Source organism: Mycobacterium sp. BK086 (genome assembly GCA_004362315.1).
GTDB lineage: Bacteria > Actinomycetota > Actinomycetes > Mycobacteriales > Mycobacteriaceae > Mycobacterium.
Genome location: SNWL01000005.1, coordinates 25,197 through 48,912 on the forward strand (window position 1 = coordinate 25,197; position 23,716 = coordinate 48,912).

The 23,716-nt window shown below is 66.5% G+C and carries 20 protein-coding genes; 7 read left to right on the forward strand and 13 right to left on the reverse strand.

The annotated features are described in order from the left end of the window. Positions 1-28: 28 nt before the first annotated feature. The 4 genes from EV580_RS16475 to EV580_RS16490 all read right to left on the reverse strand — a co-directional run bounded on the left by EV580_RS16475 (position 29) and on the right by EV580_RS16490 (position 5,769). Positions 29-2,890, reverse strand: coding sequence for an MMPL/RND family transporter (locus tag EV580_RS16475; protein WP_133692296.1), 2,862 nt, complete (start codon positions 2,888-2,890; stop codon positions 29-31). Between the two features lie 197 nt (positions 2,891-3,087). Further along, positions 3,088-3,906 carry an ABC transporter ATP-binding protein gene (locus tag EV580_RS16480; RefSeq protein WP_133692297.1) on the reverse strand — a complete coding sequence of 273 codons (819 nt, stop codon included), beginning with the start codon at positions 3,904-3,906 and terminating at the stop codon, positions 3,088-3,090. Continuing rightward, complete coding sequence (locus EV580_RS16485) at positions 3,890-4,924, reverse strand: taurine ABC transporter substrate-binding protein (protein ID WP_133692298.1); 1,035 nt, start codon at positions 4,922-4,924, stop codon at positions 3,890-3,892. The genes EV580_RS16480 and EV580_RS16485 overlap by 17 nt, the downstream gene beginning before the upstream one ends. Then, on the reverse strand, positions 4,921-5,769 hold the full coding sequence (locus EV580_RS16490) for an ABC transporter permease (RefSeq protein ID WP_133692299.1): 849 nt from the start codon (positions 5,767-5,769) through the stop codon (positions 4,921-4,923). The genes EV580_RS16485 and EV580_RS16490 overlap by 4 nt, the downstream gene beginning before the upstream one ends. A gap of 172 nt (positions 5,770-5,941) precedes the next feature. Between EV580_RS16490 and EV580_RS16495 the strand changes: the two genes are divergently transcribed. From EV580_RS16495 to EV580_RS16505, 3 genes are read left to right on the forward strand one after another with little or no spacing between them, the layout of a single operon-like run. Then, entirely contained in the window at positions 5,942-7,261 is a 1,320-nt protein-coding gene (locus EV580_RS16495) for a glutamine synthetase family protein (RefSeq protein ID WP_133692300.1), read from the forward strand. Next, positions 7,258-8,283, forward strand: a complete 1,026-nt coding sequence (locus EV580_RS16500; protein ID WP_133692301.1) for an LLM class flavin-dependent oxidoreductase — start codon at positions 7,258-7,260, stop codon at positions 8,281-8,283. Before EV580_RS16495 ends, EV580_RS16500 begins: the two co-directional genes overlap by 4 nt. Continuing rightward, entirely contained in the window at positions 8,280-9,515 is a 1,236-nt protein-coding gene (locus tag EV580_RS16505; RefSeq protein WP_133692302.1) for an acyl-CoA dehydrogenase family protein, read from the forward strand. The genes EV580_RS16500 and EV580_RS16505 overlap by 4 nt, the downstream gene beginning before the upstream one ends. On the opposite strand, the gene EV580_RS16510 is transcribed toward EV580_RS16505, so the two are convergent. Further along, positions 9,516-9,902, reverse strand: coding sequence for a DUF2237 family protein (locus EV580_RS16510; protein ID WP_133692303.1), 387 nt, complete (start codon positions 9,900-9,902; stop codon positions 9,516-9,518). It lies immediately after the preceding gene. Between the two features lie 59 nt (positions 9,903-9,961). Here EV580_RS16510 and EV580_RS16515 point away from each other — a divergent pair, with 59 nt between their 5' ends. Together EV580_RS16515 and EV580_RS16520 are read left to right on the forward strand one after the other, a co-directional pair. After that, positions 9,962-12,643 (forward strand): AAA family ATPase, encoded by a 2,682-nt coding sequence (locus EV580_RS16515; protein WP_133692304.1) that lies wholly within the window; start codon positions 9,962-9,964, stop codon positions 12,641-12,643. A gap of 93 nt (positions 12,644-12,736) precedes the next feature. Continuing rightward, positions 12,737-13,864 carry a hypothetical protein gene (locus EV580_RS16520; protein ID WP_133692305.1) on the forward strand — a complete coding sequence of 376 codons (1,128 nt, stop codon included), beginning with the start codon at positions 12,737-12,739 and terminating at the stop codon, positions 13,862-13,864. Here EV580_RS16520 and EV580_RS16525 read toward each other — a convergent pair. The 4 genes from EV580_RS16525 to EV580_RS16540 form a co-directional block, all read right to left on the reverse strand. Next, entirely contained in the window at positions 13,861-14,562 is a 702-nt protein-coding gene (locus EV580_RS16525) for a TVP38/TMEM64 family protein (protein WP_133692306.1), read from the reverse strand. The genes EV580_RS16520 and EV580_RS16525 overlap by 4 nt on opposite strands. Next, the gene (locus tag EV580_RS16530) at positions 14,563-15,375 is read right to left on the reverse strand and encodes an acyl-CoA thioesterase (protein WP_133692307.1); all 813 of its coding nucleotides are present in this window, start codon (positions 15,373-15,375) and stop codon (positions 14,563-14,565) included. It lies immediately after the preceding gene. Then, positions 15,372-15,863, reverse strand: a complete 492-nt coding sequence (locus tag EV580_RS16535; RefSeq protein ID WP_133692308.1) for a winged helix-turn-helix transcriptional regulator — start codon at positions 15,861-15,863, stop codon at positions 15,372-15,374. The genes EV580_RS16530 and EV580_RS16535 overlap by 4 nt, the downstream gene beginning before the upstream one ends. Before the next feature lie 73 nt (positions 15,864-15,936). Further along, the gene (locus EV580_RS16540; protein WP_133692309.1) at positions 15,937-17,565 is read right to left on the reverse strand and encodes a glycoside hydrolase family 183 protein; all 1,629 of its coding nucleotides are present in this window, start codon (positions 17,563-17,565) and stop codon (positions 15,937-15,939) included. 305 nt (positions 17,566-17,870) lie between these two features. On the opposite strand from EV580_RS16540, the gene EV580_RS16545 reads away from it, so the two are divergent. Next, positions 17,871-18,155, forward strand: coding sequence for a hypothetical protein (locus EV580_RS16545; RefSeq protein WP_133692310.1), 285 nt, complete (start codon positions 17,871-17,873; stop codon positions 18,153-18,155). Here the strand turns inward: EV580_RS16545 and EV580_RS16550 are convergent. Beyond that, the gene (locus EV580_RS16550; protein ID WP_133692311.1) at positions 18,139-18,612 is read right to left on the reverse strand and encodes an SRPBCC family protein; all 474 of its coding nucleotides are present in this window, start codon (positions 18,610-18,612) and stop codon (positions 18,139-18,141) included. The genes EV580_RS16545 and EV580_RS16550 overlap by 17 nt on opposite strands. A gap of 80 nt (positions 18,613-18,692) precedes the next feature. On the opposite strand from EV580_RS16550, the gene EV580_RS16555 reads away from it, so the two are divergent. Further along, positions 18,693-19,817, forward strand: coding sequence for a phosphotransferase family protein (locus EV580_RS16555; protein WP_133692312.1), 1,125 nt, complete (start codon positions 18,693-18,695; stop codon positions 19,815-19,817). A gap of 2 nt (positions 19,818-19,819) precedes the next feature. Here EV580_RS16555 and EV580_RS16560 read toward each other — a convergent pair whose 3' ends face one another. The 3 genes from EV580_RS16560 to EV580_RS16570 all read right to left on the reverse strand — a co-directional run bounded on the left by EV580_RS16560 (position 19,820) and on the right by EV580_RS16570 (position 23,540). After that, positions 19,820-20,107 (reverse strand): hypothetical protein, encoded by a 288-nt coding sequence (locus EV580_RS16560; protein ID WP_133692313.1) that lies wholly within the window; start codon positions 20,105-20,107, stop codon positions 19,820-19,822. 119 nt (positions 20,108-20,226) lie between these two features. Then, on the reverse strand, positions 20,227-23,112 hold the full coding sequence (locus tag EV580_RS16565) for an MMPL/RND family transporter (protein WP_133692314.1): 2,886 nt from the start codon (positions 23,110-23,112) through the stop codon (positions 20,227-20,229). Beyond that, on the reverse strand, positions 23,109-23,540 hold the full coding sequence (locus EV580_RS16570) for an MmpS family transport accessory protein (protein WP_133692315.1): 432 nt from the start codon (positions 23,538-23,540) through the stop codon (positions 23,109-23,111). The genes EV580_RS16565 and EV580_RS16570 overlap by 4 nt, the downstream gene beginning before the upstream one ends. Positions 23,541-23,716 lie beyond the last annotated feature (176 nt).

Sequence of the window (23,716 nt, forward strand, 5' to 3'; positions counted from 1 at the left end):
GGGGACGTCGATCAGATCGTTAGCGCAGTTAGCGCAGTAATTCGCCGTGCGGACGCGTGGACAGCGGCTTGGGTCGCACGATCTTCGGCCACCAGAACCACGGCCCCATCAGTGCGGCGATCGCCGGTGTCATGAATGCCCGCACCACCAGGGTGTCGAACAGGAGGCCCAGGCCGATCGTCGTGCCCACCTGGGCGACCACCACCATGGCGCTGACCGACATCGAGATCATCGTGAACGCGAATACCAGGCCGGCGGCCGTCACCACCGAACCGCTGCCGCCCATCGCGCGGATGATGCCGGTGTTGATGCCTGCCGGTATCTCTTCCTTCATCCGGGCGACCAGCAGCAGGTTGTAGTCGGCGCCGACCGCCAACAGGATGATGACGGCCATCGCCATCACCATGAACTGCAACTCCATACCCAGGATGTGTTGCCACAGCAGCACGGACAGGCCGAAAGACGCCCCGAGAGAGAGCACCACGGTGCCGACGATCACCGCGGCTGCCACGATGGCGCGCGTGATGATCAACATGATGATGAAGATCAGCGACAGCGCAGCCACGCCGGCGATCAGCAGGTCGTACTCATTGCCTTCCTGCATGTCCTTGAAGGTCGACGCGGTGCCGCCCAGATAAACCTTCGAGCCTTCCAGCGGCGTGCCCTTGATGGCCTCGAAGACGGCGGCCTTGATCGCGTCGATCCGGTTGATGCCGTCGGCCGAGAGCGGGTCTTCCTCGTGGGAGATGATGAAGCGCGCCGCGTGGCCATTCGGGGAGATGAAATTCTTTATGCCGCGCTTGAATTCGTCGTTGTCGAAGATCTCCGGCGGCAAGTAGAAGGTGTCGTCGTTGAGCGCGTCGTTGAATGCACTGGCCATCGCCGATTGGTTCTGGCTCAACGCGGCCTGTTGATCCTGCTGGCCGGCCTGGGTGGCTTGCTGGGTCAGCATCATGATCCGCATCCGCTTCATCGACTCGATCGACGACTTCATCAGCGGAATCATCTGCGGCATCATGGCATCCAGCCGGTGCATGTCCGGCAGCAGCTCTTGGATGTCGTCGACCATGGTGTCGACCCCGTCGATCGTGTCGAACACCGATCGCGTCGCCCAGCACAGCGGGATGTCGTAGCAATGCGGTTCCCAGTACAGGTAATTGCGGATCGGCCGGAAGAAGTCGTCGAAGTCGGCGATGTGGTTACGCAGGTCGGCGATGTCGACGTACATCCCGTCCATCTGGGTCACCATGCCGTGCATGGTGTCGCTGAGCCGCTCCATCAAGTTGATCATCTGCGTCATCGTGTTGATGGTGTTCTGCATGTCCTCGCCCTGTTTGAGCATGTCGGCCATGCGGTCTTGCAGGTACGAGCGGTTCATCGTCTGTCCAGTGCCGCCCATGGCGATCTGGGCGGGAATCGTGCTGTACTCCAACGGCTTTCCGGCGGGTCGGGTGATCGACTGCACCCGGCCGATACCCGGCACCTTGGCGATGGCCTTACTGATGCGCTCGATGATCAGGAAGTCCGAGGAGTTGCGCAGATCCTGGTCGGTCTCGAGCAACAGCATCTCGGGGTTCATCCGCGCGATCGGGAAGTGCCGCTCGGCGGCGGCGAAGCCTTCGTTCGCGGGTAGGTCGGCGGGCAGGTACTGGCGGTCGTTGTAGTTCGGTCGGTAGCCCGGCAGGGTGATGAGACCGATCAGGGCGACCAAGATCGTCGCGAACAGAACGCCCGCCGGCCAGCGCACGACGAGCGCGCCGAGCTTGCGCCAGAACCGGATCCGCATGGCGCGCTTGGGCTCCAGCAATCCGAACCGGCTGGCCACCGTGACGATCGCAGCGCCCAGCGTCAGCGCCGAGACCACGGCGACCACCATGCCGACGGCGAGCGGAACACCCAGCGACTTGAAGTACGGCAACCGGGTGAACGACAGGCAGAACGTCGCACCGGCGATCGTCATGCCCGAGGCCAGCACCACGTGCGCGGTGCCGTGGTACATCGTGTAGTAGGCGTCCTCTTTGCTCTCGCCGATCGAACGGGCCTCTTGATATCGCCCGATCAGGAAGATCGCATAGTCGGTTGTCGCGGCTATCGCCAGTGTCACCAGCAGCTGGGTTGCGAATGGCGACAGGCCTATGAGGTTGTGATAGCCCAGGAACGCCACCGCGCCGCGGGTCACCGTCAGACCCAAGATCAGCATCACCAGAACGAGGACGACGGTCATGATCGACCGGTAGAAGAACAGCAGCATGATGAGGATGACGGCGATGGTCGTCATCTCGATGATGCGGATGCTCTTGTCACCGGCGAGCTGCTGGTCGGCCTGTAATGCCGGCCCGCCGGTCACGAAGACCTTGACGCCAGGCGGCGGCGACAGACCTCGAACGATCTTCTGGACCGCCTCCACCGAGTCGTTGCCGAGCGTCTCGCCCATGTTGCCGGCGAGGTTCACCTGTACGTAGACGGCTTTTTGGTCGGTGCTCAGGGCACCGGCCTCGGTGAGCGGATCACCCCAGAAGTCCTGGATGTGCTGCACATGGACCTTGTCGGCCCGCAGTTTGGCGAGCATGTCCAGGTAGAACTGGCGTGCGTCCTGGCCCAGCGGTTTGTCGCCCTCGAGGACGATCATCGCCGAGCTGTCGGAGTCCGACTCCTCGAAGACCTTGCCCGAGCGCATCATCGCGATCACCGACGGCGCATCCTTCGGCGACATCGAGACCGCCCGCAGCTTGCCGACCTCTTCGAGCTGTGGAACGACCACGTTCAGCACGATGATCAGGCCGATCCAGGCCAGGATGATCGGCACCGCAAGCCGGCGGATCCACTTGGCCAAAGCCGCACGCTGTGGCGGCTCGGTAGTGACTTCGCGCTCTACGGTGGGCGTGCTCACCAAGCCCCCTTGGCTCGACGTCCGGCAATTTACTTAGATAGTTTTACCAGACGCCCAGTCTTCTTTGTCAGGTGAGGTAACGCGGTTCTACCCGGCCCTGGCGCAGAGTTCGACGTCGAGTGGGCCGGCCCGGACCGCCGAAAGTGAAACCTCTGCGAGAAATCGCGCGAAATCTCGCAAGTCGTTCACACTCGCGGTCACGCCGCGGCGGCCTTGACGGCCCGGCTGACCTCCTGGCGCAACCGCACGTATTCGGCGCTGCGTCGCAGCTCGTCGGGGTCGATCCCGCTACGGGGCAGGTCGACCGAGAGGTCGAGGGCGACCCGCCCCGGGCGATGGGTCAGGACCACGATGCGTGAGCCGAGGAACGCGGCCTCGTCGGCACTGTGAGTGACGAAGACGGTCGTACGCCCCGACTCCGCGCTCACCTCACGGATGTCTTCCTGCAGGCGCTCCCTGGTCAGGGCGTCCAGGGCGGCGAACGGTTCGTCGAGCAACAGCAGCGAGGTCTCCGGCCGCTCGGACGCCAGCGCCCGAGCGATCGCGACGCGCTGCTGCTGGCCCCCGCTGATCTCCCAGATCTTGCGGTGTGCCATGTCTTCCAGCCCGACGCGGTGCAGGAGTTCATCGCGCCGTGCGGTCCGGTGCTCTCGGGGAGTGCCCGCGTACTTGAGCGCCAACTCGACGTTGCCGCCGACCGTGCGCCACGGAAACAGCCGCGGCTGCTGGAACACCACCCCGGCGGTCTGGCCGGGCACCGGTCGCCGACCGGACACCGTGATCTCACCGCTACTCGGTGATTCGAAGCCGGCGATCAGGCGTAGCAATGTGCTCTTGCCGCAACCCGATGCGCCGACCAGGACCAGGAACGAGCCGGGTTCGACGTCGAGATCGACCGGTCCCAGCGCCGTCGTCGTGCCGTAGCGGTGCTCGACGTGCCGAACCTGGATTCCGCCGTCGGTGTGCGCAGACGACACCGGCGCCGACGCGGCCGCCGTCCTACTGGGTGACGACATCCGGCAACCCCTGGGTATAGATGGCGTCCTGGAATGTCTTGAGGGGTGCGGCCGCCGGGATCTGCTTCTGGTCGGCCAGGAACTGCGACGCGCTCTGCAGGTTGGCCGCGATGTTGCCGGGGCTGCCCTGGCTGCCCAGCCACTGCGGGGAGGCCACTTCCTGCGGGGTCAGATACACGCCCTGCTTCAGCTGGCCCTCGACATCGGCTGGTGACAAACCGATTTCGGCGGCGATGGCCTTGGCCGCCGCGGCCGGGTCGTTGTGGATGACGGTCAGTGCCCGGGCCTGCTGCTTGCGCCAGACGTCGACGACCTCGGGGTGGTCCTTGGCAAAGGAGTTGGCCACCGCGGCCAGGTCCAGCGTCGGCTTGCCGTCCTTGGCCAGCTGACGGCTGGTGATCAGGTCCTTGCCGGTCTTGCGCAACTGGTCCAGCGTCGGCAGCCAGGTGTATGCGGCCTCGATGTCACCGCGCTCCCAGGCCGCGAGAATCGCCTGCGGCTGCAGGTCGATCAGCTGAACTTCGCTGGGCGACAACCCGTTCTGGGCCAGTGCGGCGAGCAGACTGTAGTGCGCGGTCGAGGCGAACGGGGTGGCGACCCGCTTGCCCTTCAGGTCGGCGATCGAATTGATACCGCTGCCGTTACGGGCGACGAGCGCCTCGTTGTCACCGGCGACGTCGAGCACGAACGCGACGCTGTAGGGGATGTTCAGCGGCGCCGACAGACCGCGAGCGACCGGGCTCGAGCCGAGGCTGCCGAAGTCGAGTTCCTTGGCGATGAACGCGGTGTTGACGTCGGCGCCCGAGTCGAACTTGACCCACTTGATGTTGTAGTCCGGCAGCGCGTCTTCCAGCCATCTGTTGTTCTTGACGATCAGATCGCCGCTGGGGAAGGTCTGATACCCGATCCGGAGCGTGGGCTTGCCCGCCTCCGACTTCGAGTGATCGACCGAGCAGCCGGCCATGCCGATCATGGTGACGGCGGCGGCAGCCACGGCGATGAGCTTGCTGAAGTTCATACCTTTCCTCTCCAAGGGACGGCGCGACGCTCGACAGCGCGCAGTAGACCGTCGATCACGAGCCCCGAGACGCCGATGGCGAAGATGCCGACGAGCACCACGGGAGTGTTGTTGTAATTGCTGGCGTCCTTGACCAGACCGCCGATGCCGGGAATGCCGTTGAACAACTCGGCGGCGACCACCGAGGAGTAGGCCATCCCGACTGCCAGCCGGATTCCGGTGAACGTCTCCGGAAGAGCCGAGGGAATGACGATGTCGCGCACCACATCACGTCGTGACGCGCCCAGCGCGCGGGCGGCCTCGACAAGGCTGACCGGCACGGCCACGACAGCCGCGGTGGTGGCGACCGCCGCCGGCGGCAGCGCGGCCAATGCCAGCAGGGTGACCTTGGGTGCCTCGTCGATGCCGAGCCAGATGACGAGCAGGAAGAAGTAGGCCAGCGGGGGCAGCGCCCGTAAGAACGTCAGCCACGGTTCGAGCACGCTGCGGACCCAGGGAATCGAGCCCATCAACAGGCCGAGGAGCAGGCCGGCGGCCACACCGATGACGACACCGGCGAAGACGCGACGCAGCGTCATGTAGAGGTGTTCGGCCAGAAGGTAACCCGCGTAGCCGCGCACCCCGTCGTGGGTGGTCGACACGTCGACGAAGGCTCGCCACACCGTGCTCGGGTACGGCACGAAGGTCTGGTTCCAGATCCCGCTGGCCGCCGCGAACTGCCAGACGCCGAAGAACACCAGCAGCGACAGGAGGGGAAGCGCGAGGCGAGTCAGCCACCCGGGCCACCTGCTGCCGCCGGGCGGTTTGGTGGCGCCGGCGGGCGCTACGTCGACGAATACGGACACTCGGATACCTTTGCCTGCTGGGAACCCGCTGTGAATGTCTACGCTCAGCGCGAATCAAATTCCGCGCACGTTAGTTGCGCTCACGCCGACGCTAAACCTTTTCCCCTCACCGGCCCACGGGAGAGTGTGGTGGCCACCCGACTTGATTCTCGTGTCCTAGGAGGCCCCGACAGTGACGCAGGTGCACGATGCCGAGGCGGAGCTGTTGCGCCGGCTGCATGACGGTTCGCTGACCGAGGTCGAGGTGGCCTGGAGCGACCCCTTCGGCCATGCCGCCGGAAAGCGCATCCCCGCAAAGCAATTCATCGACCGCGCCAAGCACGGATTCGCATTCTGCGAAGCGGCGCTGGGGTGGAACACCGACGGTACCGTGATCGACGGCCTGCGGCTGACCAACTGGGACGACGGCTATCCCGACGTTCACGCCATCCCCGATTTCTCCACCTACAAGCCACTGCCGTGGCGTGCCGGTGTGGGGCACGTGATTTCGGACATCGTTCGTCCCGACGGGTCGCCATCGCTGCTTGATCCGCGCGGGGTGCTGCGCAGGGTGATCGCGCGGCTGGGCTCGCTGGGCTTCACCGCGAAGGTGGGTGTCGAGTTCGAGTTCTATCTTCTGCAGCCCGACGGCTCGCCGATCCAGAACGACATCCAGGCCTACTCGCTGCAGAACGCAAACGGCTTGGATCCGTTGCTCTCCGACCTGCACGACACCCTCGGCGCGTTCACCCGCTTGGAAGGGGTCCAGACGGAATACGGGCCCGGCCAGGTGGAGACCAATCTGGTGTACACCGACGCGCTGGCCGCCGCCGACGACGGTGCCCGGCTGAAGTACGCCGCCAAGGAGGTCGCCCGAAAGCACGGCAAGGTGGCCAGCTTCATGCCCAAGCCGTTCTCGGACCAATCGGGAAGCTCTGCGCACCTGCACATCTCGTTGTGGCGCGGCGACGAACCGGCCTTCGCCCCGGTCGACGGCAAGGAGGGGGAGCTGACCCTGTTCGCCATCGCCGGTCTGCTCGACCACCTTTCGGCGATCACCCTGTTCGGCGCGCACTCGGTGAACGCCTACCGGCGCTACACCCCGGACTCATTCGCCCCCGACACGGTGAACTGGAGCCGGGACAACCGCAGCGCGGCCATCCGCTCACTGGTGGAAGAGTCACCGGGTGCATCCCGCATCGAATTGCGTTCGGGCGCTTCAGATGCCAACCCGTATTGGCTGATCGCCTCGGCGCTGGCCGCGGTGGTGGCCGGCCTGGAAGCCGGCCGTCCGCCCGCGGCTGCCGGGACGGGCAACCTGTACGGAAAGGGCACACCGCTGCCCGACTCGCTGGGCACTGCGCTGGCGCTCACCGAACAGGACGACACGATCCTGGAGATCCTCGGCAGGGACTCGGTGCTCGACTTCGTCGCGATCGCCCGCAGCGAATGGCAGGCCTACGCCAGTCACGTCAGTGACTGGGAGCGGCACCGCTACCTGACCACCTCATGAGCGGCCCCCGATTCGGCGTGTGGGCGCCGGTCTATGGCAATCACGGCGCTCGCCTGCACCCCGACGATCTGCCGGATGCCGGCTATCGGCGCACCCGCGATCTTCTGGTGCACGCCGAGAGTCGTGGCTACGACGCGACATTGGTGGCCCAGCACGTGATCCACCCCAGCGACACCGAGAACGACGTGCTGGAAACCTGGTCCACCTTGGCGGGTCTGGCCGAAGCCACCGAACGGATCGAGCTGATCGGGGCGATCAAGCCGCTGCTGTTCAATCCGCTGGTGTTCGCCAAGGTCGCGGCCAATATCGCCGAGATCTCCGGTGGGCGGCTGTCGATCAACGTGGTCAGCGGCTGGTTCCTGCCCGAACTCGAGGCGCTCGGCATCGATCCGCCGGCCCACGACGACCGCTACGCCTACACCCAGCAGTGGCTGCAGACCGTCCTGGATCTCTGGAGCGGTAAGCACGTCGATATCAGTGGGCCCGGGGGACAGCAGGCTCTGGTGCGACCCGTGCCCAAGGATGTCCCGCCGGTGTACGTCGGCGGCGAATCGGAACCGGGCCGGGCGCTCGGCGCCTCCCATGGCGACGTGTACTTCATCAACGGCAGGCCCCTTGCCGACACCACCGCCCTCATCGAGGACCTGCGCGCCCGGCCCCGCGACCGCGGGCCGTTGCGATTCGGGTTGTCGGCCTTCGTGATCGCGCGCGAAACCGAAGCGGAGGCCAAGGCCGAGGAAGCTCACCTGCAGGCGTTGATCGACGCCGAATCGCGCCCCGAGATCTCCAGTGGCACCGATCCGAACACCGCGATGTACAAGGTTCTTGCGGGCACCTCTCGCATCGGCTCCAACGGCGGAACGCTGGCCGGTCTGGTCGGCAGCTACGAGCAGGTGATCGAGCGCATCGACGCCTTCCACGCGGCCGGCATCGAGCTGTTCATGCTGCAGTTCCAGCCGATCGAATCCGAACTGGACCGCTTTGCCGACCACATCATCAGCCACTACCGGGGAGATTCATGAGCGAGGCAGTCCGGCCGGTGGCTCCGCGCCCGAGGTTCACCACTGACCCGCTGGACGGCACACCCGCCGACCGGCTCGACCGGCTCACTGCCGTCGTCGAGGAGCTGCGTGGCGGCGACGCCGCCGCCGAGCGAGACCGGGTGCTGCAGTACGACGCCGTCGAGGCGATCCGCCAGACCGGGGTGCTGGCCCTGCGGGTCCCGGCTCGCTACGGCGGTCCGGGAGGTTCGGTGCGCGACGTGCTGACCGCCGTCATCCGCATCGCGCGCGGCAGTTCCAATGTGGCCCAGGCACTTCGGCCGCATTTCGGCTTCTCCGAGCGACTGCTGAGCAACCGCGCCACCGAAGCCGAACGCGAAGAGTGGTTCCCGCGGGTCAACGCAGGTGTGGTCGTCGGCAACGCGATCACCGACGCGAAAGGCAAGACGCCGGCCGGGGCGGACACCACACTGCTCGCCGACGGTGCGGGCGTGCTGCGGCTCAACGGTTACAAGTTCTATTCCACCGGAACGCTTTTCGCGGATCTGATCGCGGTGTCGGCAAGCGACGTCGAGGGCCGCGACCTGCAGGCGATCGTGCCGGTCGACCGGCACGGCGTCGAACTCTTCGACGACTGGGAGGGTTTCGGCCAGCGCACCACCGCCAGCGGCGGCACCCGGTTCACCAATGTGGAGGTCCGCCCGCACGAGGTGACCACCGTGTCCGACGGGAAGCATCTGGGCCACAGCACGGCGTTCCTTCAGTTGTATCTGGCCGCGGTGGCCGCGGGTATCGCAGCAGCGGCCCGCGACGACGCCGTGTGGTACGTGCAGACCAAGGCGCGTCCCGCCTCGCATTCGCTGGCCGACACCGCCAACGCCGACCCGTTCACCCTGCACGCGGTCGGCGAGATCGCGGCGAACGCCTCCGCCGCCGAGGCGCTGGTGCTGAGCGCGGCCGACGCCCTCGACGCCGTCGTCGACTCGGGTCGCATCGGCGATGCCGACGAACTGGCCCGGGTGGCGATCGTCGTCGCCGAGGCACAGCTGATCGCCGAGAAGCTGACCCTGGCCGCCGCCGAACGGCTCTTCGACACCGGTGGCGCCTCGGCCACCGCCCGCGCACTCAACCTCGACCGGCATTGGCGCAACGTCCGCACGGTCTCCACCCACAGCCCGCTGGCCTACAAGGCCCACGCGGCAGGTAACTACGTGGTCAACGGCGCGTGGCCGCCGGCCAACGGATACTTCTGATCACAGGCTGCCGATGTCGTCGGGCACGTCGACGGCGTACTCCTGCAGGGTCTCCAACGGGACCACGTCCAGGGTCCGTTCGTGGGTGCAGGCCAACACCACGGGCGCGGCGTGGCCGTCGGTGTGGGCGCGCAACCAGTTCAGCGCGGTGACACACCACCGGTCGCCCGGCGTCAGGCCGGGGAAGCGGTACTGCGGCATCGGGGTCGACAGGTCGTTGCCGATCGAGCGCTGGTGTTCCAGGAACTCGGCCGTCACGACCGCGCAGATGGTGTGCCGCCCGGCGTCCTCGGGGCCGGTCGAACAGCAGCCGTCGCGGTAGAACCCCGTCATCGGGTCGGTTCCGCAGGGTTCGAGGGGACCGCCGAGCACATTGCGATCAGCCATGGGAGTCAGTATCGCGTGACGGGGGAAGCGATGAGGGACGTCGACGGTTATTAACGGCAATGGTTGACGTTTTGCGCGGCCGTGACTGCGAGCTGATCGCTGTCGCGGCCGTGCTACAGCAGGTAGAGGAGACCGGCCGAGGCGCGGTCATCCATCTGTGCGGCGAACCGGGAATCGGTAAGACCGCCCTGGTGCAGGCCATCGCCGCGCAGGCGGCCGACGCCGGCTTCGCCGTCGGATCCGGAAAAGCCGAGGAGCTCCACCAGATCGCCGCCGGGGCACCGCTGCTCGTCGCGCTGCGGTCTGGACCCAGCCCGCTGTTGGACGCCGACACCTTCATGGGACTGGCGCCGCTGCACCATCAGCCGCTGTGGCTCATCGACCGCATCGCCTCGGTACTCGAGGGCCTTTCGGCGCGTACACCCGTCTTGATCGTGATCGACGACGCCCAATGGGCGGACCAGGTGACCCAATTCGCCCTCGACACCCTGCCGGGCCGGCTCGCCGGATCCCCGGTCGTCTGGCTCATCGCGAGCCGCGAGGTTTCCCCCGGCAGCACCGACACAGTCGACCGGCACCTCCTGGTGTTGCGCCCGCTCAGCGATGCCGACCTGGACGAGATCGCACACGACTACCTGGGCGGGCCCGCGGAAGGCCTGACGCGCCAGCGCCTGTACGCCGTCGGCGGCAATCCGTTCCTGGCGGTTCAGCTGCTGGCCGGGGTGGCCGCCGGAGATGGTGCCGACGACATCCCGGCGTCATTCGCCGCCGCCATCGACGCCCGCCTGCACGGCCTCGGTGCGGGGACCGGCGAGCTGATCGAGCTCGCCGCGGTCTGGGGGCGGCCGCTGGATCTGTCCGACGCCGCCGAGCTGCTCGGCGAATCCTCGGTTGCGGTAATCGGGGCATGGCGACGGGAGGCGCATCAGCGCGGTCTGCTGGCCGACGATCGCGACCACATCGTGTTCGCCCATGACCTGATCCGCGAAGCGAGCTATCAGAATGTGCCCGCCGCACGGCGCCGCGAGCTGCATCTGCGCTGCGCGAAATATCTTGTCGCATCCGGCAAGGGCGCGGTGGCCGCGGCACCCCATGCCAGCGCCGGGGCCCGGTACGGCGATCCTGAGGTGGTCGAGATCCTGCGCGCCGCCGCCGCACAGACATCGCTGACCATGCCCGCGGTCGCCGCGGGGCTGATCGTCGAGGCATTCGAACTGCTGGATCCCCACGACAGTCGGCGGTTCGAGATCGGCGAGCAGTGCGCGGAGATTCTGATCCGCGCCCAGCGCGGCAACGATGCGGTCAGCGTTATCGATGCGCTGCTCGCCGCGACCTCCGACACCAACGCGCGAACCCATCTGCAATCGCTTGCCGCCCAGGCACTTTGGCTGACCGGTCGGCTCGCCGAGATCGACCGGCGAGTCGTCGAGGCGCGGGCCCGTCCCGGGCTGTCCCCACGCTGTGTGGCCCGTCTGGCGGCCGTCGAGGCGTTGGTGCTCACCCGCACCGGGACCGCGAGGGACGCCATCGAAGCGGGCGAGGCGGCGCTCGCACGCGGGCGTGCGCTCGGCGACGAACGCACGCAACTCCTGGCACTGCAGGCGCTGGCGGAGGCCGGCACCGCCGAAGGTAGACACGCATCGGCTCGCGGGCACTATCAGGCATTGCGGGCGCTCGGCGGCACCACCTATCTCGCGGGCGAGGTCCTGGCGCTGCAGCAGCTGGACCGCTTCGCCGAAGCCGAAGAGCTGCTTGTCCGCGCACACCAGGGGAGTCCCGGCGAGCACAACCTGCCGTCGCTGGCGTTCGCTCAGCTGTTGCAGGACTTCAAGCTCGGACGCCTGGCCGAAGCCGAGGCCGGTGCGCTGGCCGTGATCCGGCTCTGTGAACAGACCGGCACCTACGTCCACAATTTCGAGGCCTGGCTGATCGCCGGCATCGCGGCCGTGATTCGCGGCGATCTCGCGCTGGCGCGCGAGCGGCTACGTGCGGCCGAGGAGACCGGCCTCGCCGACGACGCCGTGCGCCAGCCGCCGATGCTGTTGATCAAGGGCCGGATCGCCGGCGCGGAAGGCCGGTACGACGACAGCGTGCGAATCCTCAAGCCGCTGATGGATTCACTGTCGCAGTCGCGGTCGTGGTGGCCGCGCAACCCCGAGCTGTTGCGGGTACAGGCCGGGATCGCGGTCGCCGCAGACGATTACGAATTCGCCCACCAAACCGTCCAGCGCGCCAAGCTCGCGGCCGAGCGCAATCCCGGCGTCGCCAGTTTCGAAGGGGTGGCGCTGCATGTCGAAGGGTTCGTCGCACGCGACCCGGACACGCTGCGCAGCGCCGTCAAGATCCTGCGCGAATCGCCGCGGCCTCTTCTGCTGGCCGGTGCGCTTGCCGACTACGGCTCGGTCCTGCTGGACGCCGGCGATCGGCACTCCGGCGTGGCGGCGTTGTCGGAGGCCTTCGATGTGTTCTCCGGGCTCGGTGCGAACCACTACCTGCCCGGGGTTGAACGCGATCTGAGCCGGGCCGGCGAATCCGCCGACGAGCACGAGCCATTGACCAAATCCGAAGAGCGGGTGGCGCAACTGGTGAGCGAGGGGCACACCAACCAATCCGTGGCGTCGGCGCTCGGGGTCTCGGTCCACACCGTCAACACCCATCTACGTGCGGTGTTCCGCAAGATGGGGGTTCGCTCGCGGGTTCAGCTCGCCAACGCGATGAGTGCCAGGGCGCCGCGGCGCTGACGATCTCATCAATTTGTGCGATAGCGACCCGAACTTACTCAGCAGTAGCTTCTCGGATTGTCAGTACAAATCCTCAACATTTCGGGACCCCTCATGCAACGTGCTGTTCGCTCCTCCGTCACGTCTGGCGTGGCGCTGCTCGGTGCCGGCGTCATCGCCGCCTCGCCGATCGCGCCGCCGGTACCTGACATCCACCTGCCGGCGATCCACATGGACGCAAGCCTCGCGGCAGCGGTTGGCCCCATCGACTTCTACAAGCAGGTCTTCGACACCGCGCGCACCAACCTGCAGGCCTTGGCCGATGCCGCCGACCCGGGCGCGGTCCTCAAGCAGATCGTCGCCAATCAGACCGCGAGCTTCACCGCGCTGGGCTCGGCGCTGGGTACCAGTGGCAACGAGCTGATCACCGCTCTCACCAAGACGGCACCTGAGCAGCTGCAGACCGTACTGACGTCGCTCGCGAGCGGCAACGTCGAAGCCGCCACCAACGCGCTGCTCTTCCTTCCGTTGGCGGTGGCACAGCCGCTGATCAACCTGCTGCCGGCGATCCAGGCATTCATGACCCAGCCGATCCAGAACCTGATCAACGTCGCCCACATCTTCAACGACCCGGTCGGCGACGCGATGATCGCGGTCGGTCTGCTCAGCCCGGTGATCGAGGGCCTCGCCGCGACCGGCACCGCGGTGCAGAACGTCATCGACGCGTCCCGCACCGGTGATGCGCAGAAGATCGCCAACGCCATTGTCGAAGGTCCGGCGACCATCATCGACGGCATCCTCAACGGTGGGTACGGTCCTGATCTCGGCCCGCTGGTTGGCGGTGGTATCTCTGTGCTGGCCGGTGGCCTGCTCAGCCAGTCGACGATCGTCTTCAACCCGGATGGCAGCTTCTTCATCAAGCTGGGCGGCCCGATCGGAACCCTGCAGACGCTGGCCACTCAGATCGTCAACGCGATCAAGCCGGCTGCCGTCAAGACCGCCGCTGTCAAGGCCACGGCGCTGCCTGCCGCGACGACGACCACCGAGGCGTCGACGACCGAGACCTCGGCCACCACCGACACCCCGGGCAAGTCGACCGAAGCCCCCAAGGCCGCGGCAAAGCCGGTGCACCACAGCGCCTCTGCGACGCCGGCGAAGGATGGCAACGACAGCAAGGGCGACTCGTCAGGCGGTCCGAAGCATCAGCACAAGGCCGAGGGCCGCGGCCACAGCGCCCGCTAGCCGGACGACCTGGGTCGGCGCGTTCGCCGCCAGCCGCGATATCCGCGGTGAGCGGCGAACGCGCCGATGATTGCCGTGATGCACCAGATCGCGACCGCGACGTAGGCCAACGGTGAGGATAGGTCCGAGATCGACGCTCCCAGTGCGGTATACACGAACGCCCGGGGTGCCGAGCCGATGAAGGCCCCGATCGCCATCTGCCACAACGGCATTCCGAAAGCGCCGAACGCATAGGACGCGAGCGCGTCGGAAATGCCCGGCACGAACCGCTGGCCCACGACCGCCCACAACCCGCGGCGCTGGATCTGGGCATCGATGCGCGCCGACCAGTCGGGTCCGATCACCGCCCGGGCGCTGTCGCGACCGGCCCGCCGTCCAAGCAGCGCGGCGATCACCGCCGTCGTCACCGTCGACCCCAGCGTCACGAACGTGCCGAGCACCGGCCCGAACAACACTCCGCTGCCCGCGGCGAGCAGCGGGCCGGGGACGAACACCGCGGCCAGCAAGGCCGACACCGCCAGGTAGACCAGGGGAGCCAACGGACCGGTCGAGGCCACCGCGCCGCGGATCTGCTCCACGTCGATGACCCGGGATACCGCCACCAGATAGAACAAGCCCAGCAGGAACGCGACGAACAGCGCGAGCCGCAGGATATGGGGCCACCGGCGGGCCGCCGGCGGATCGGTGGTGTCGGCCATTCAGTCTTTGTAGTAGACGATCTGGTGACTTGTCGCCAACAGGGTCGCGTCGCGGCCCCAGATCTGTGCGGTCTGGTCGAAGTAGCCGCGCGCGAAGCGCTGCGCGTGCGCGGTGGCCAGGACGTAATCGGTGCCCTGGGCGGCGAGCTCGGCACCGTCCACGTGGAAGTACGTGGTCAGCGAGATCGTGCCCGCCGGCAGCATGCGGCCGCGACGCAGGAACACCCTCGGGTAGAACACGTCGCTGAGCGCGGTCAGCGCCGCGAAGTCCAGTACCCGGGCGGGTCGCTGGCGCACCCACAGCGTCGTCGTGGACGACGTGCTTTCCTCCGGATCGGTGGGCACGCCGCCGGCCACGTAGTGCATGTCGTAGTTGCGCATCCACGGGACCGGTCCGGGAATCGTTGTGTGCGCGATGCTTTCGGGCTCTGGAACCGCTGGCATCAGGGCCTCGGTGTCGGACCAGGCCTCGCGACGCACCCCGAACACTGCCGTGGCGGTGGTGGTCGGGCCGTGTTCTTGGCTCACCTCGGCGGTCCAGTGCTGGTTGGTCCGGTTGGTGCGGACGGGCCGCACGACGATGTCGAAGTCGCCGTCGGTGACCGCGGCGAGATAGTTGACGGTCAATGCGACCGGTTCACCGATCCGCTCCGGGTGCCGCTCGATGGCCCGTACGATCGCCGCCGCCGTCACCCCGCCGAACGGGCCGACCATGTTCGCGTACTCCGGCGTGGTCTGGCCGGTATGGTGCCCGATCCCGTTGTCGGTCAAGCTGATTGCGGTGTCGAAGGTGTGAGCGGTGGTGGTGGTCATCGGATCGTCTTTCCGGTCTTGGCGGATCGCGCACCGGGGCCGGGTCGTGGCTCGGTGTCATAGGCGGTCAGGGGAGTCTGGTCGGCGCTGCAGCGCAGTGTGAGTTCGACGGGATGGCCGCAGTCGCGGTGGGTGACTTCGACCGGCGGGCCTGCCGCGTCGGCCTCCCACTTGTCGCCCCACTGCATCAGGGCGATCACCGCGGGCAGCAGATCGCGGCCCTTCTCGGTGAGGCGGTATTCATGGCGTTCGCGTTGGCCTGGCTCCTGATACGGCACCCGCCGCAGCACGCCGGCAGCCACGAGGGTGCCGAGCCGGTCGGTCAGGACCTGGCGGGGACAGCCGATGCGGGCCTGGAACCGCTCGAAACGCCGTGCGCCGTAGAACGCCTCGCGCAGGACCAGCAGCGTCCACTTTTCGCCGACCACGTCCAGTGCCCGTTTGACCGAACAGTTTTCGGCGCTGATCAGATCGCGGGCGGCGGACATGAGGGCCAGCCTAGCAGAGTCTGAATTCTGGACTCAGATAGGCGGTGCGCCGTGGCGCGATGAGCGAGGGGGCTCAGACCAGCGTGGCCTTGAGCGACGACAGGTCGGTCTTCATCAGGACGACGTTGTAGTTGCCCCACAGCGACATGTTCCAGTACAGCGTGCTGTCGTCAGGATTGCCGTTGCTGTCGACCAGCTTTCCGGTGCCCGACCACGGGTGGATCATCGGGGCGTACAGCCCCGGATACGTCGCCGAGGTCGCGACGGTGATCGGAGCGGACCACGCGCCGTTGGGCTCGTCGGCGTAGCGCATCTTGACGTTGTTGTTGCCGTCGGCGTACATCATCACGTACTTGCCGAGGTAGTCGTTGTACTGAACCGACATCTCGCTGACGTTGCCGCCCGTCTTCGCGCCGAACAGGCCGCCGAGCATGCCGCCCAACACGTTCGGGTTGTTGGCCCAGTCGATGACGGGGCCGAAAAGGCCTGCGGAACGGGTGGAGTCGCCGATGATCGGGGTGGCGGCGACGGGCTTGCCGGTCACCCAGTCGTTGCCGTTCCAATACTGATACTTGGCCAGATTGGTGACGTCATCGACCGCGACCCGGGACAGGTAGGCCGAGCCGGCCCGACCCGACGGAGTGCCAAAGGCGTAGAGGTACTGGGTCTCTCCGGGCGCGACCTGATCGGCGGGCTCCAGCACGAAGGCCGACTGCTGGAAGTTCTGGTTGCCGGGGACATACGCGTGCGAGGAGCCGAACCAGCTCGCCGAGCGGATCGTCGAGGGCGCCAGCACCCACTTGTCGGTGGCCTCGTTGTACACCGAGATCCCGGCGTAGTTGGTGGTCCAGCGGCCCGGGGTGTCCCACGACTTCACCGACATGTAGCTGACGTACTGCTGATCGAGCACCGAGATCGCCGAGGTCGGGATGTTGGTGACCTCGGAGCCGAAGAACGGGAACAGCGCACTGGGGGCGCTCGGGATGAACTGGTAGGCGTAGCCGGTCTGCAGCAGGCTCAGGCCGTTGGTGAGGTTCTTGTCGGTGCTCAGCAGCAGGACGTTGGAGCGCCAGTCGCCGGTCATGTTCGGCCCGCTGAAGGTGTCACCGAACGCCAGCTGGATCTTGCCGGTGAGGGTGTTCTCCCACATGATCCCGAGGTCGGTACCCCAGATCCCGAAGCCGGCGGTGTTGTTGGTCTGCGGCCAGCCGATGCCGGGATAGGCGGTGTTGGACTGCCCGGTCACCCAGCCGACCGGATACGAGGGGATGACGGTGGGCGCGGTGGTCACCACGGCGGCTGTCGAGACGGTGGCGGCCGCGGATGCGGGGGCGACCTCGCGCCGGCCCGATGATGCCAGTCCGGTGCCGACCAGGTTGAGACCGACAGCCGACAGCAGCCGGTTGGCCCCCTTCGCCGGGCTGGGTTTGGCGGCGGCCGCCGCCGGAGCCTTGCTGGCGACAGTGGTGGAAGAGACGCTCTGCACAGTGGGCTTCTTCGGGGTGCGGGCCGAGGATGCGGTGGACTTCGCCTTGGCCGGAGCCGACGAGCCGGTGCTCGACGCGGCGCCGCCGCTGCCGGAGTCCGACGGTGCGGCCCAGGCCATTCCGGCGCCGCTGAGGATCGCTGTACCGATGCCGAGGGCTACCGCCAGGCCGCCGAGGCGGCCCACATACGCCGAGGCATTATTCGTCGAACTCATGACCATCTCCCCTTGGTAATGAGGTGACGGTACCGCATCTGGCAAACCTCATGGCTCACTCTGGACACGAGTGCGCAAACAAATTCCCCGGTCAATTGATTGCGAGATGCCAGCGCGCCGATACGATCACGGCCCGCGCGGCACAACGTCGGCGAATCGTGACGCGACCGTGATCCCGGCGCGAGGAAACTCGAGGATATTGCCTTCGTCGTGAATTTCTGGAATGATCTCGTACTCGAACAGGCATTCAGGCCTATCTAAGGCCCCCGGCGAGGGCGAGTTCGCCACCTTTGAAAAGGAATCTCATGAATTCGCCCACTGTTGGTGCCCGTATTGCCGCCGTTGCCGGTGGCGCCGCTCTCATCGCCATGGCGTCATTTGTCGCCTCCTGCAGCAAGAGTGAGAACCAGGCTCCGTCCCCGTCGACCTCGACGGTCGCTCCGACGACGACGAGCAGCCCGCCTGCGACGCCCACCGAGAAGGTGCTCAGCCCCACCGACGGCAACAAGTTCAGCCCGACGGTGATCGCACCCCCGGCTCCGACCGAGTCGGGCGGCAACCACCATCACGGACTCAACGGGACGTCGTAAGCTCCCGCGCGATCGCGGCGTGATAGCGGTCGATGTTGGCGGGATTGACGATTCGAAAGAAGCCGTCAGGCATCGGTGCGTCCTTCGGCGCCTCGATGGTCATCGTGCGGGTGAACAACGTGACACCTTCACCGGGTGTGGTGAAGTGGTACTGCACGGTGATCCGGCCCTCCATGCCGCCGTTGCCCTCACGATCGTGGCCGAGCCTGCCCACCGAGGTGAACACCCACAGTTTGGGCCGCACGGCGATGGCCAGATGCCAGGTGAAGATGCGGTCGCCGTCGGGGCCGCCCTCTTCCCAGGTGTCGCCGACCGCCAGCGGCAGCGAGTCGAGCTTGCCCACGTAGTTGCTTCCGGGATACGTCTTGGTCCAGTTGGCCGGATTGGTGACGAAGTCGTAGAGCGTCTCCGGTGACTGGCTGAAGGCCGTCTCCGAGCTCGTGGTCACGATGCCCAATTGCGTTGCCTTTCTTGTCTGCTGTGTGGGCAGTTTACACATTCGCGTGATTTTGTAACTGCACGCGGTATGGTCCAACGGTGCGTTCGGTTGTGCGCTTCGGCGCCCATGTTGGCCGCGGTGTGCGGCGTCTCGCCCTTGACAGTGCGTTGGGACAGAGGAGGTCGTTTCCGCGCCGGATCGGTGACCTCACGCCCGAGGCGCTGTCGGCGATCCTTCGGCGGCCTGTCGAGTCGGTGAGCCATCTCGACGGCGCGGCGGGCACGTCCAGCCGGGCCCGGCTGGCGCTGCGCGGTGACGGCGTGCCGTCATCGGTGTTCGTGAAGATGTCGGCCGCCGGCGCGGGCATCCGGATGCTGGGGGAGTTGGCCGGCCTCGGCGAGACCGAGGCGCGGTTCTATCGCGAGCTGGCACCCGAACTCGGAGCGGGCATCCCGCGCTCGTACGGGTCGGCTTTCGACAGCCTGACGGGTCGCTTTGTGGTCGTTCTCGAGGACATGTCCACCACGCCGTGCCAATTCCCGGACACCTTGCATCCGCTGGCGGGCGATCAGATGGCCCAACTCGTCGAGGTCCTGGCCGGACTGCACGCGACGTTCTGGGGCAGGCTGCCGCAAAAGTCCAGCGGCGGAGGGCAATTCGGCTGGCTGATGGCACCGTCGGAGGACCCGGCCAATCTCATGACGCCGTCGGTGCTCCGGATGTCGGCCCGCCGGCTGGCGGGCACGATGTCGGTGCCGGAGCGGGCCGGCCGCTACATCCAGGAGAACTTCGCCGCCGCCGTCGCCGCGATCGACAGCGGGCCGCACACCGTGTTGCACGGCGACTCCCATCCCGGGAACACGTACTTCCGTGACGGGCGGGCCGGGCTGCTGGACTGGCAGGTGGTCCGGCGCGGACATCCCTCCCGCGACCTCGCCTACGCGATCGTGCTCGGCACGCCCGCCGCTGACCGCGCGCTTATCGAACGCGACCTACTCGACACCTATCGCAGCGCGCTGGCCGCGCAGGGCGGCCCGCAGCTGGATCGCGACGAGCTGTTCACGCGCTACCGGCAAGCCGTTGTGCACCCGTATGTTTCAGGCCTGGCCACCGCCGGCCTCGGGGGGATGCAGGACGACGGCGTGGCGCTGGAGGGTCTGCGCCGCGCGGTGACGGCCATCGAGGAACTCGATACCGTCGCCGCGCTACGAAACCCGCGCTGACGCTACTTGTCGCAAGTGACGGTGACGTAGGCGATGGCCTGGCTGCCCGCCGGTCCCAGCGTGTCGATATCGGTCACGGTGCACTGCGACAGCCCACTGTTCGGGACGCCGTTCTCGTATTGCAGGGACACGTCGTAGCCCGCGGCATCCAGGTCGCGAATGGTGGCAGCGGCCGATTCGGATCCCGGCTCGGGGATGCTCGGGGGATCGGCAACGGCCAACGGGGCCAGCACAATCGACGCACCGACGCCGATAGACAGCAACGCGATGTAGCGCAGGGGGAGCGACATCAGGGTCCTTCCTCGACGGCCGGCTCTTAGGGTCGCAGTCAAGGATGACAGCAAAGTCATGGCCGGACTTGCCACTGTGCGAACGGCAGCTGAACAGGTTTCGAACAGCCGACGACTCGTCAGGTCTGCGGAGGCGCGCTTGCCTCGACGGACGTGCGGTCCGTCGAATCCTTTGGCTCCGGCCATGGTTGCGGCACCGGACGCTGGCGCACCCGCTGGGGCCACCAGAACCACTTGCCGAGCAGGGCCGCGATGGACGGCGTCATGAACGAACGCACCACCAGCGTGTCGAACAACAGGCCCAGTGCGATCGTCGTTCCCACCTGGCCACCCACCCGCAGCGGGCTGATCGACATCGATGCCATGGTGAAGGCGAACACCAAGCCGGCCGAGGTCACCACGGACCCACTGCCCGCCATCGCCCGGATGATGCCGGTGTTGAGCCCGGCGTGTATCTCTTCCTTGAACCGGGCCACCAGAAGCAGGTTGTAGTCGGATCCCACCGCGAGCAGGATGATCACCGCCATGGCGATCACCAGCCAGTGCAGCGGCTGACCAAGGATGTGCTGCCAGAGCAGGACCGATAGGCCGAACGAGGCGCCGAGAGACAGCACCACCGTGCCCACGATCACCGCCGCCGCCACCACACTTCGGGTGAGCACCAACATGATGATGAAGATCAGGCACAGGGCCGCGACCCCGGCGATCATCAGGTCGTAGTTGGCCCCGTGCTGCATGTCCTTGTAGACCGACGCGGTACCGCCCAGATAGACCTTCGAGCCTTCCATCGGGGTGCCCTTGATCGCCTCGAAGGCGGCGTTCTTGATCTTGTCGATGTGCGAGATGCCCTCGGGGGTCGCGGGGTCTCCCTCGTGGGAGATGATGAACCGCACCGCTTTTCCGTCCGGCGAGACGAACATCTTCAGGCCGCGCTTGAACTCCGGGTTGTCGAACACCTCGGGCGGCAGATAGAACGAGTCGTCGTTCTTCGACGCGTCGTATGCCTGCCCCAGCGCGGTCGCGTTCTGCTGCATGGCGTCCATCTGATCCTGCAGGCCGCCCATCGTCGACTGCATGGTCAGCATCGTCGACTTCATGGTCTTCATGGTTGCGATCATCGGCGGCATGATCTCGACCATCTTCGGCATCAAGACGTCGAGTTTGTCCATGTCGACCACCAGCGCGCCGAGATCGTCACTGAGAGTGTCGATTCCGTCCAGCGCATCGAAGATGGACCGCATCGAGAAGCACAGCGGGATGTCGTAGCAGTGCGGTTCCCAATAGAGGTAGTTGCGGATCGGCCGGAAGAAATCGTCGAAATTGGCGATCTGGTCCCGGATTTGGTTGGTGTCGAGAACCATCTGCTTGGTCTTGCCCACCATGCTGTGGGTGATCCCGACCATCTCTTTGGTCAGGACCAGCATGCGTTCCATCGTGTCGATGGTGACCTGCAGCTCGTCGCCCATCTTCAGCATGTCCTTCATGCGGTCCTGCAGGTAGGACATGTTCATCGTCTGGTTGGTGCCCTGCATGCTGATGATGAACGGGATCGAGGTGTGTTCGATCGGGGTGCCCAGCGGGCGGGTGATGGTCTGGACCCGGCCGATACCCGGAATGTGGAAGACGGACTTGGCAATCCGGTCGACGACCAACATGTCGGACGGGTTGCGCACATCGTGGTCGGTTTCGATGAGTAGCAGCTCGGGATTCATCCGGGCCTGCGGGAAGTGCCGGTCGGCGGCCGCGTAGCCCTGGTTGGCGGGGATGTCGCCGGGCAGGTAATAGCGGTCGTTGTAGTTGGTCTTGTACGTCGGCAGCGCCAGCAGTCCGATCAGGGACAGGGCGATCGAGGCGACGAGAATCGGTCCGGGCCAGCGCACCACCGCGGCACCGACGCGCCGCCAGGTGTGGGTGTTCATCTTCCGCTTGGGCTCGAACAGCCCGAACCGGGCCCCGATCGAGATGACGGCGGCACCCAGCGTCAGTGCCGCGAACACCACGACCAACATGCCGATGGCCAACGGGAAGCCCAGCGACTGGAAGTAGGGCAGCCGGGTGAAGTGCAGACAGAAGGTCGCACCCGCGATCGTCAGGCCCGAGCCCAGAATCACGTGGGAGGTGCCGTGGTACATCGAATAGAACGCGGTCTCTTTGTCTTCGCCGGCTAGTCGCGCCTCGTGGTAGCGGCCGATGAGGAAGATCGCGTAGTCGGTGGCTGCCGCGATCGCGAGCGTCGCCAGGAGGTTCACCGCGAATGTCGACAGCCCGATGATCTCGTAGTTGCCGAGGAAGGCGATGACGCCGCGGGCCGCGGTGAGTTCGGTGAACACCATGACGAGCACGAGGATCACCGTCGTGATGGACCGGTAGACCAACAGCAGCATCACGAAGATGACCGCGATGGTGAGGCCTTCGATCATCTTCACCGCGGAGTCGCCCGCGTTGTGCTGATCGTGGCTCAGTGCCGTCGGGCCGGTGACGTAGACCTTGATCCCGGGCGGCGGGGGATTGTCCTTGACGATCTTGGAGACGGCGTCGATCGACTCGTTGGCCAGCGCCTCACCCTGGTTGCCGGCCAGGTACAGCTGCACGTAGGCGGCCTTGCCGTCGGCGCTCTGGGAACCGGCGGCGGTCAGCGGATCGCCCCAGAAGTCCTGGATGTGCTCGACGTGCTTGGTGTCGGCGCGCAGCTTCTGGATCAGGCTGTCGTAATAGTGGTGTGCCTCGGCGCCCAGCTGCTGGTCGCCTTCGAGCAGGACCATCGCACTGCTGTTGGAGTCGAACTCCTCGAACTTCTTGCCGACCTGCTTCATCGCCTTCATCGACGGCGCGTCCTCGGGCGCCAGCGACACGGTGTGCTCCTGGCTCACCTGTTCCAGGGACGGTACGGCGACGCTGAGGACCACGACGAGTCCCAGCCAGAGCAGCACGATCGGGACCGAGAACGCCCGGATGAAGCGGGGGATCAGCGGGTTCTTCTTCGGCGGGGACTGGAGGTCGGTCATGCGGACTTCACCAGGCAGAAGGTCTGGGCGTTAACACCGGTCGAGGTCTTCTCGTCCTTGAGCACACCGTCGACCAGAATCCGGCAGCCGATGGTGTCGGTGTCGCCCTGGGCCACGATGTTGGCGCTGGCGGCCGGCGCGGTCGTGGTCAGCGTGAGCGCCCACGGCAAGGTGACGTCACGCGCGATCTGCGGCTGTGCGTCGAGGTCTAGGTAGTTGATGGTTGCCACCGCGCCCTCGGGGCCGAAGATCTGATACGTCACCTGCTTGGGGTTGAACGGTTTGGTGTCATTGGCCAGCCCGCTACCGGGCCGGGTCAGCTCGGTCTTACCGAACACGCCGTGCAGCCGGAACACCCCGAATGCGGCGATGGCCACGACGATGGCGATAACCAGCGGGATCCATCCCCGCCTCAATAGCTTGACCATAGGATTCCCCGACGAGATTACGGCGCCGGCACGGACAGCGCGGTGACTCCTTCAGCGCCGTTCGTGAGCGTGGCCGTCCGTCTCATCCCAACCCCATTTTCTTCGCGTCGCGTCGCAACAGCTTAGCTGATTTAACGTAAGAGATTAGCTCACTTAATTGATCGGACGATACCCCC

Bases quoted from the DNA above. Each gene is read 5' to 3' on its own strand.
- EV580_RS16535 (WP_133692308.1), bottom strand. From the start codon at position 15,863: ATGTCCGCCGCCCGCGATCTGATCAGCGCCGAAAACTGTTCGGTCAAA.
- EV580_RS16500 (WP_133692301.1), top strand. From the start codon at position 7,258: ATGAGCGGCCCCCGATTCGGCGTGTGGGCGCCGGTCTATGGCAATCAC.
- EV580_RS16560 (WP_133692313.1), bottom strand. From the start codon at position 20,107: ATGTCGCTCCCCCTGCGCTACATCGCGTTGCTGTCTATCGGCGTCGGT.
- EV580_RS16545 (WP_133692310.1), top strand. From the start codon at position 17,871: ATGAATTCGCCCACTGTTGGTGCCCGTATTGCCGCCGTTGCCGGTGGC.
- EV580_RS16525 (WP_133692306.1), bottom strand. From the start codon at position 14,562: ATGGCCGACACCACCGATCCGCCGGCGGCCCGCCGGTGGCCCCATATC.
- EV580_RS16570 (WP_133692315.1), bottom strand. From the start codon at position 23,540: ATGGTCAAGCTATTGAGGCGGGGATGGATCCCGCTGGTTATCGCCATC.
- EV580_RS16515 (WP_133692304.1), top strand. From the start codon at position 9,962: ATGGTTGACGTTTTGCGCGGCCGTGACTGCGAGCTGATCGCTGTCGCG.
- EV580_RS16505 (WP_133692302.1), top strand. From the start codon at position 8,280: ATGAGCGAGGCAGTCCGGCCGGTGGCTCCGCGCCCGAGGTTCACCACT.
- EV580_RS16480 (WP_133692297.1), bottom strand. From the start codon at position 3,906: ATGTCGTCACCCAGTAGGACGGCGGCCGCGTCGGCGCCGGTGTCGTCT.
- EV580_RS16510 (WP_133692303.1), bottom strand. From the start codon at position 9,902: ATGGCTGATCGCAATGTGCTCGGCGGTCCCCTCGAACCCTGCGGAACC.
- EV580_RS16530 (WP_133692307.1), bottom strand. From the start codon at position 15,375: ATGACCACCACCACCGCTCACACCTTCGACACCGCAATCAGCTTGACC.
- EV580_RS16485 (WP_133692298.1), bottom strand. From the start codon at position 4,924: ATGAACTTCAGCAAGCTCATCGCCGTGGCTGCCGCCGCCGTCACCATG.
- EV580_RS16540 (WP_133692309.1), bottom strand. From the start codon at position 17,565: ATGAGTTCGACGAATAATGCCTCGGCGTATGTGGGCCGCCTCGGCGGC.
- EV580_RS16520 (WP_133692305.1), top strand. From the start codon at position 12,737: ATGCAACGTGCTGTTCGCTCCTCCGTCACGTCTGGCGTGGCGCTGCTC.
- EV580_RS16565 (WP_133692314.1), bottom strand. From the start codon at position 23,112: ATGACCGACCTCCAGTCCCCGCCGAAGAAGAACCCGCTGATCCCCCGC.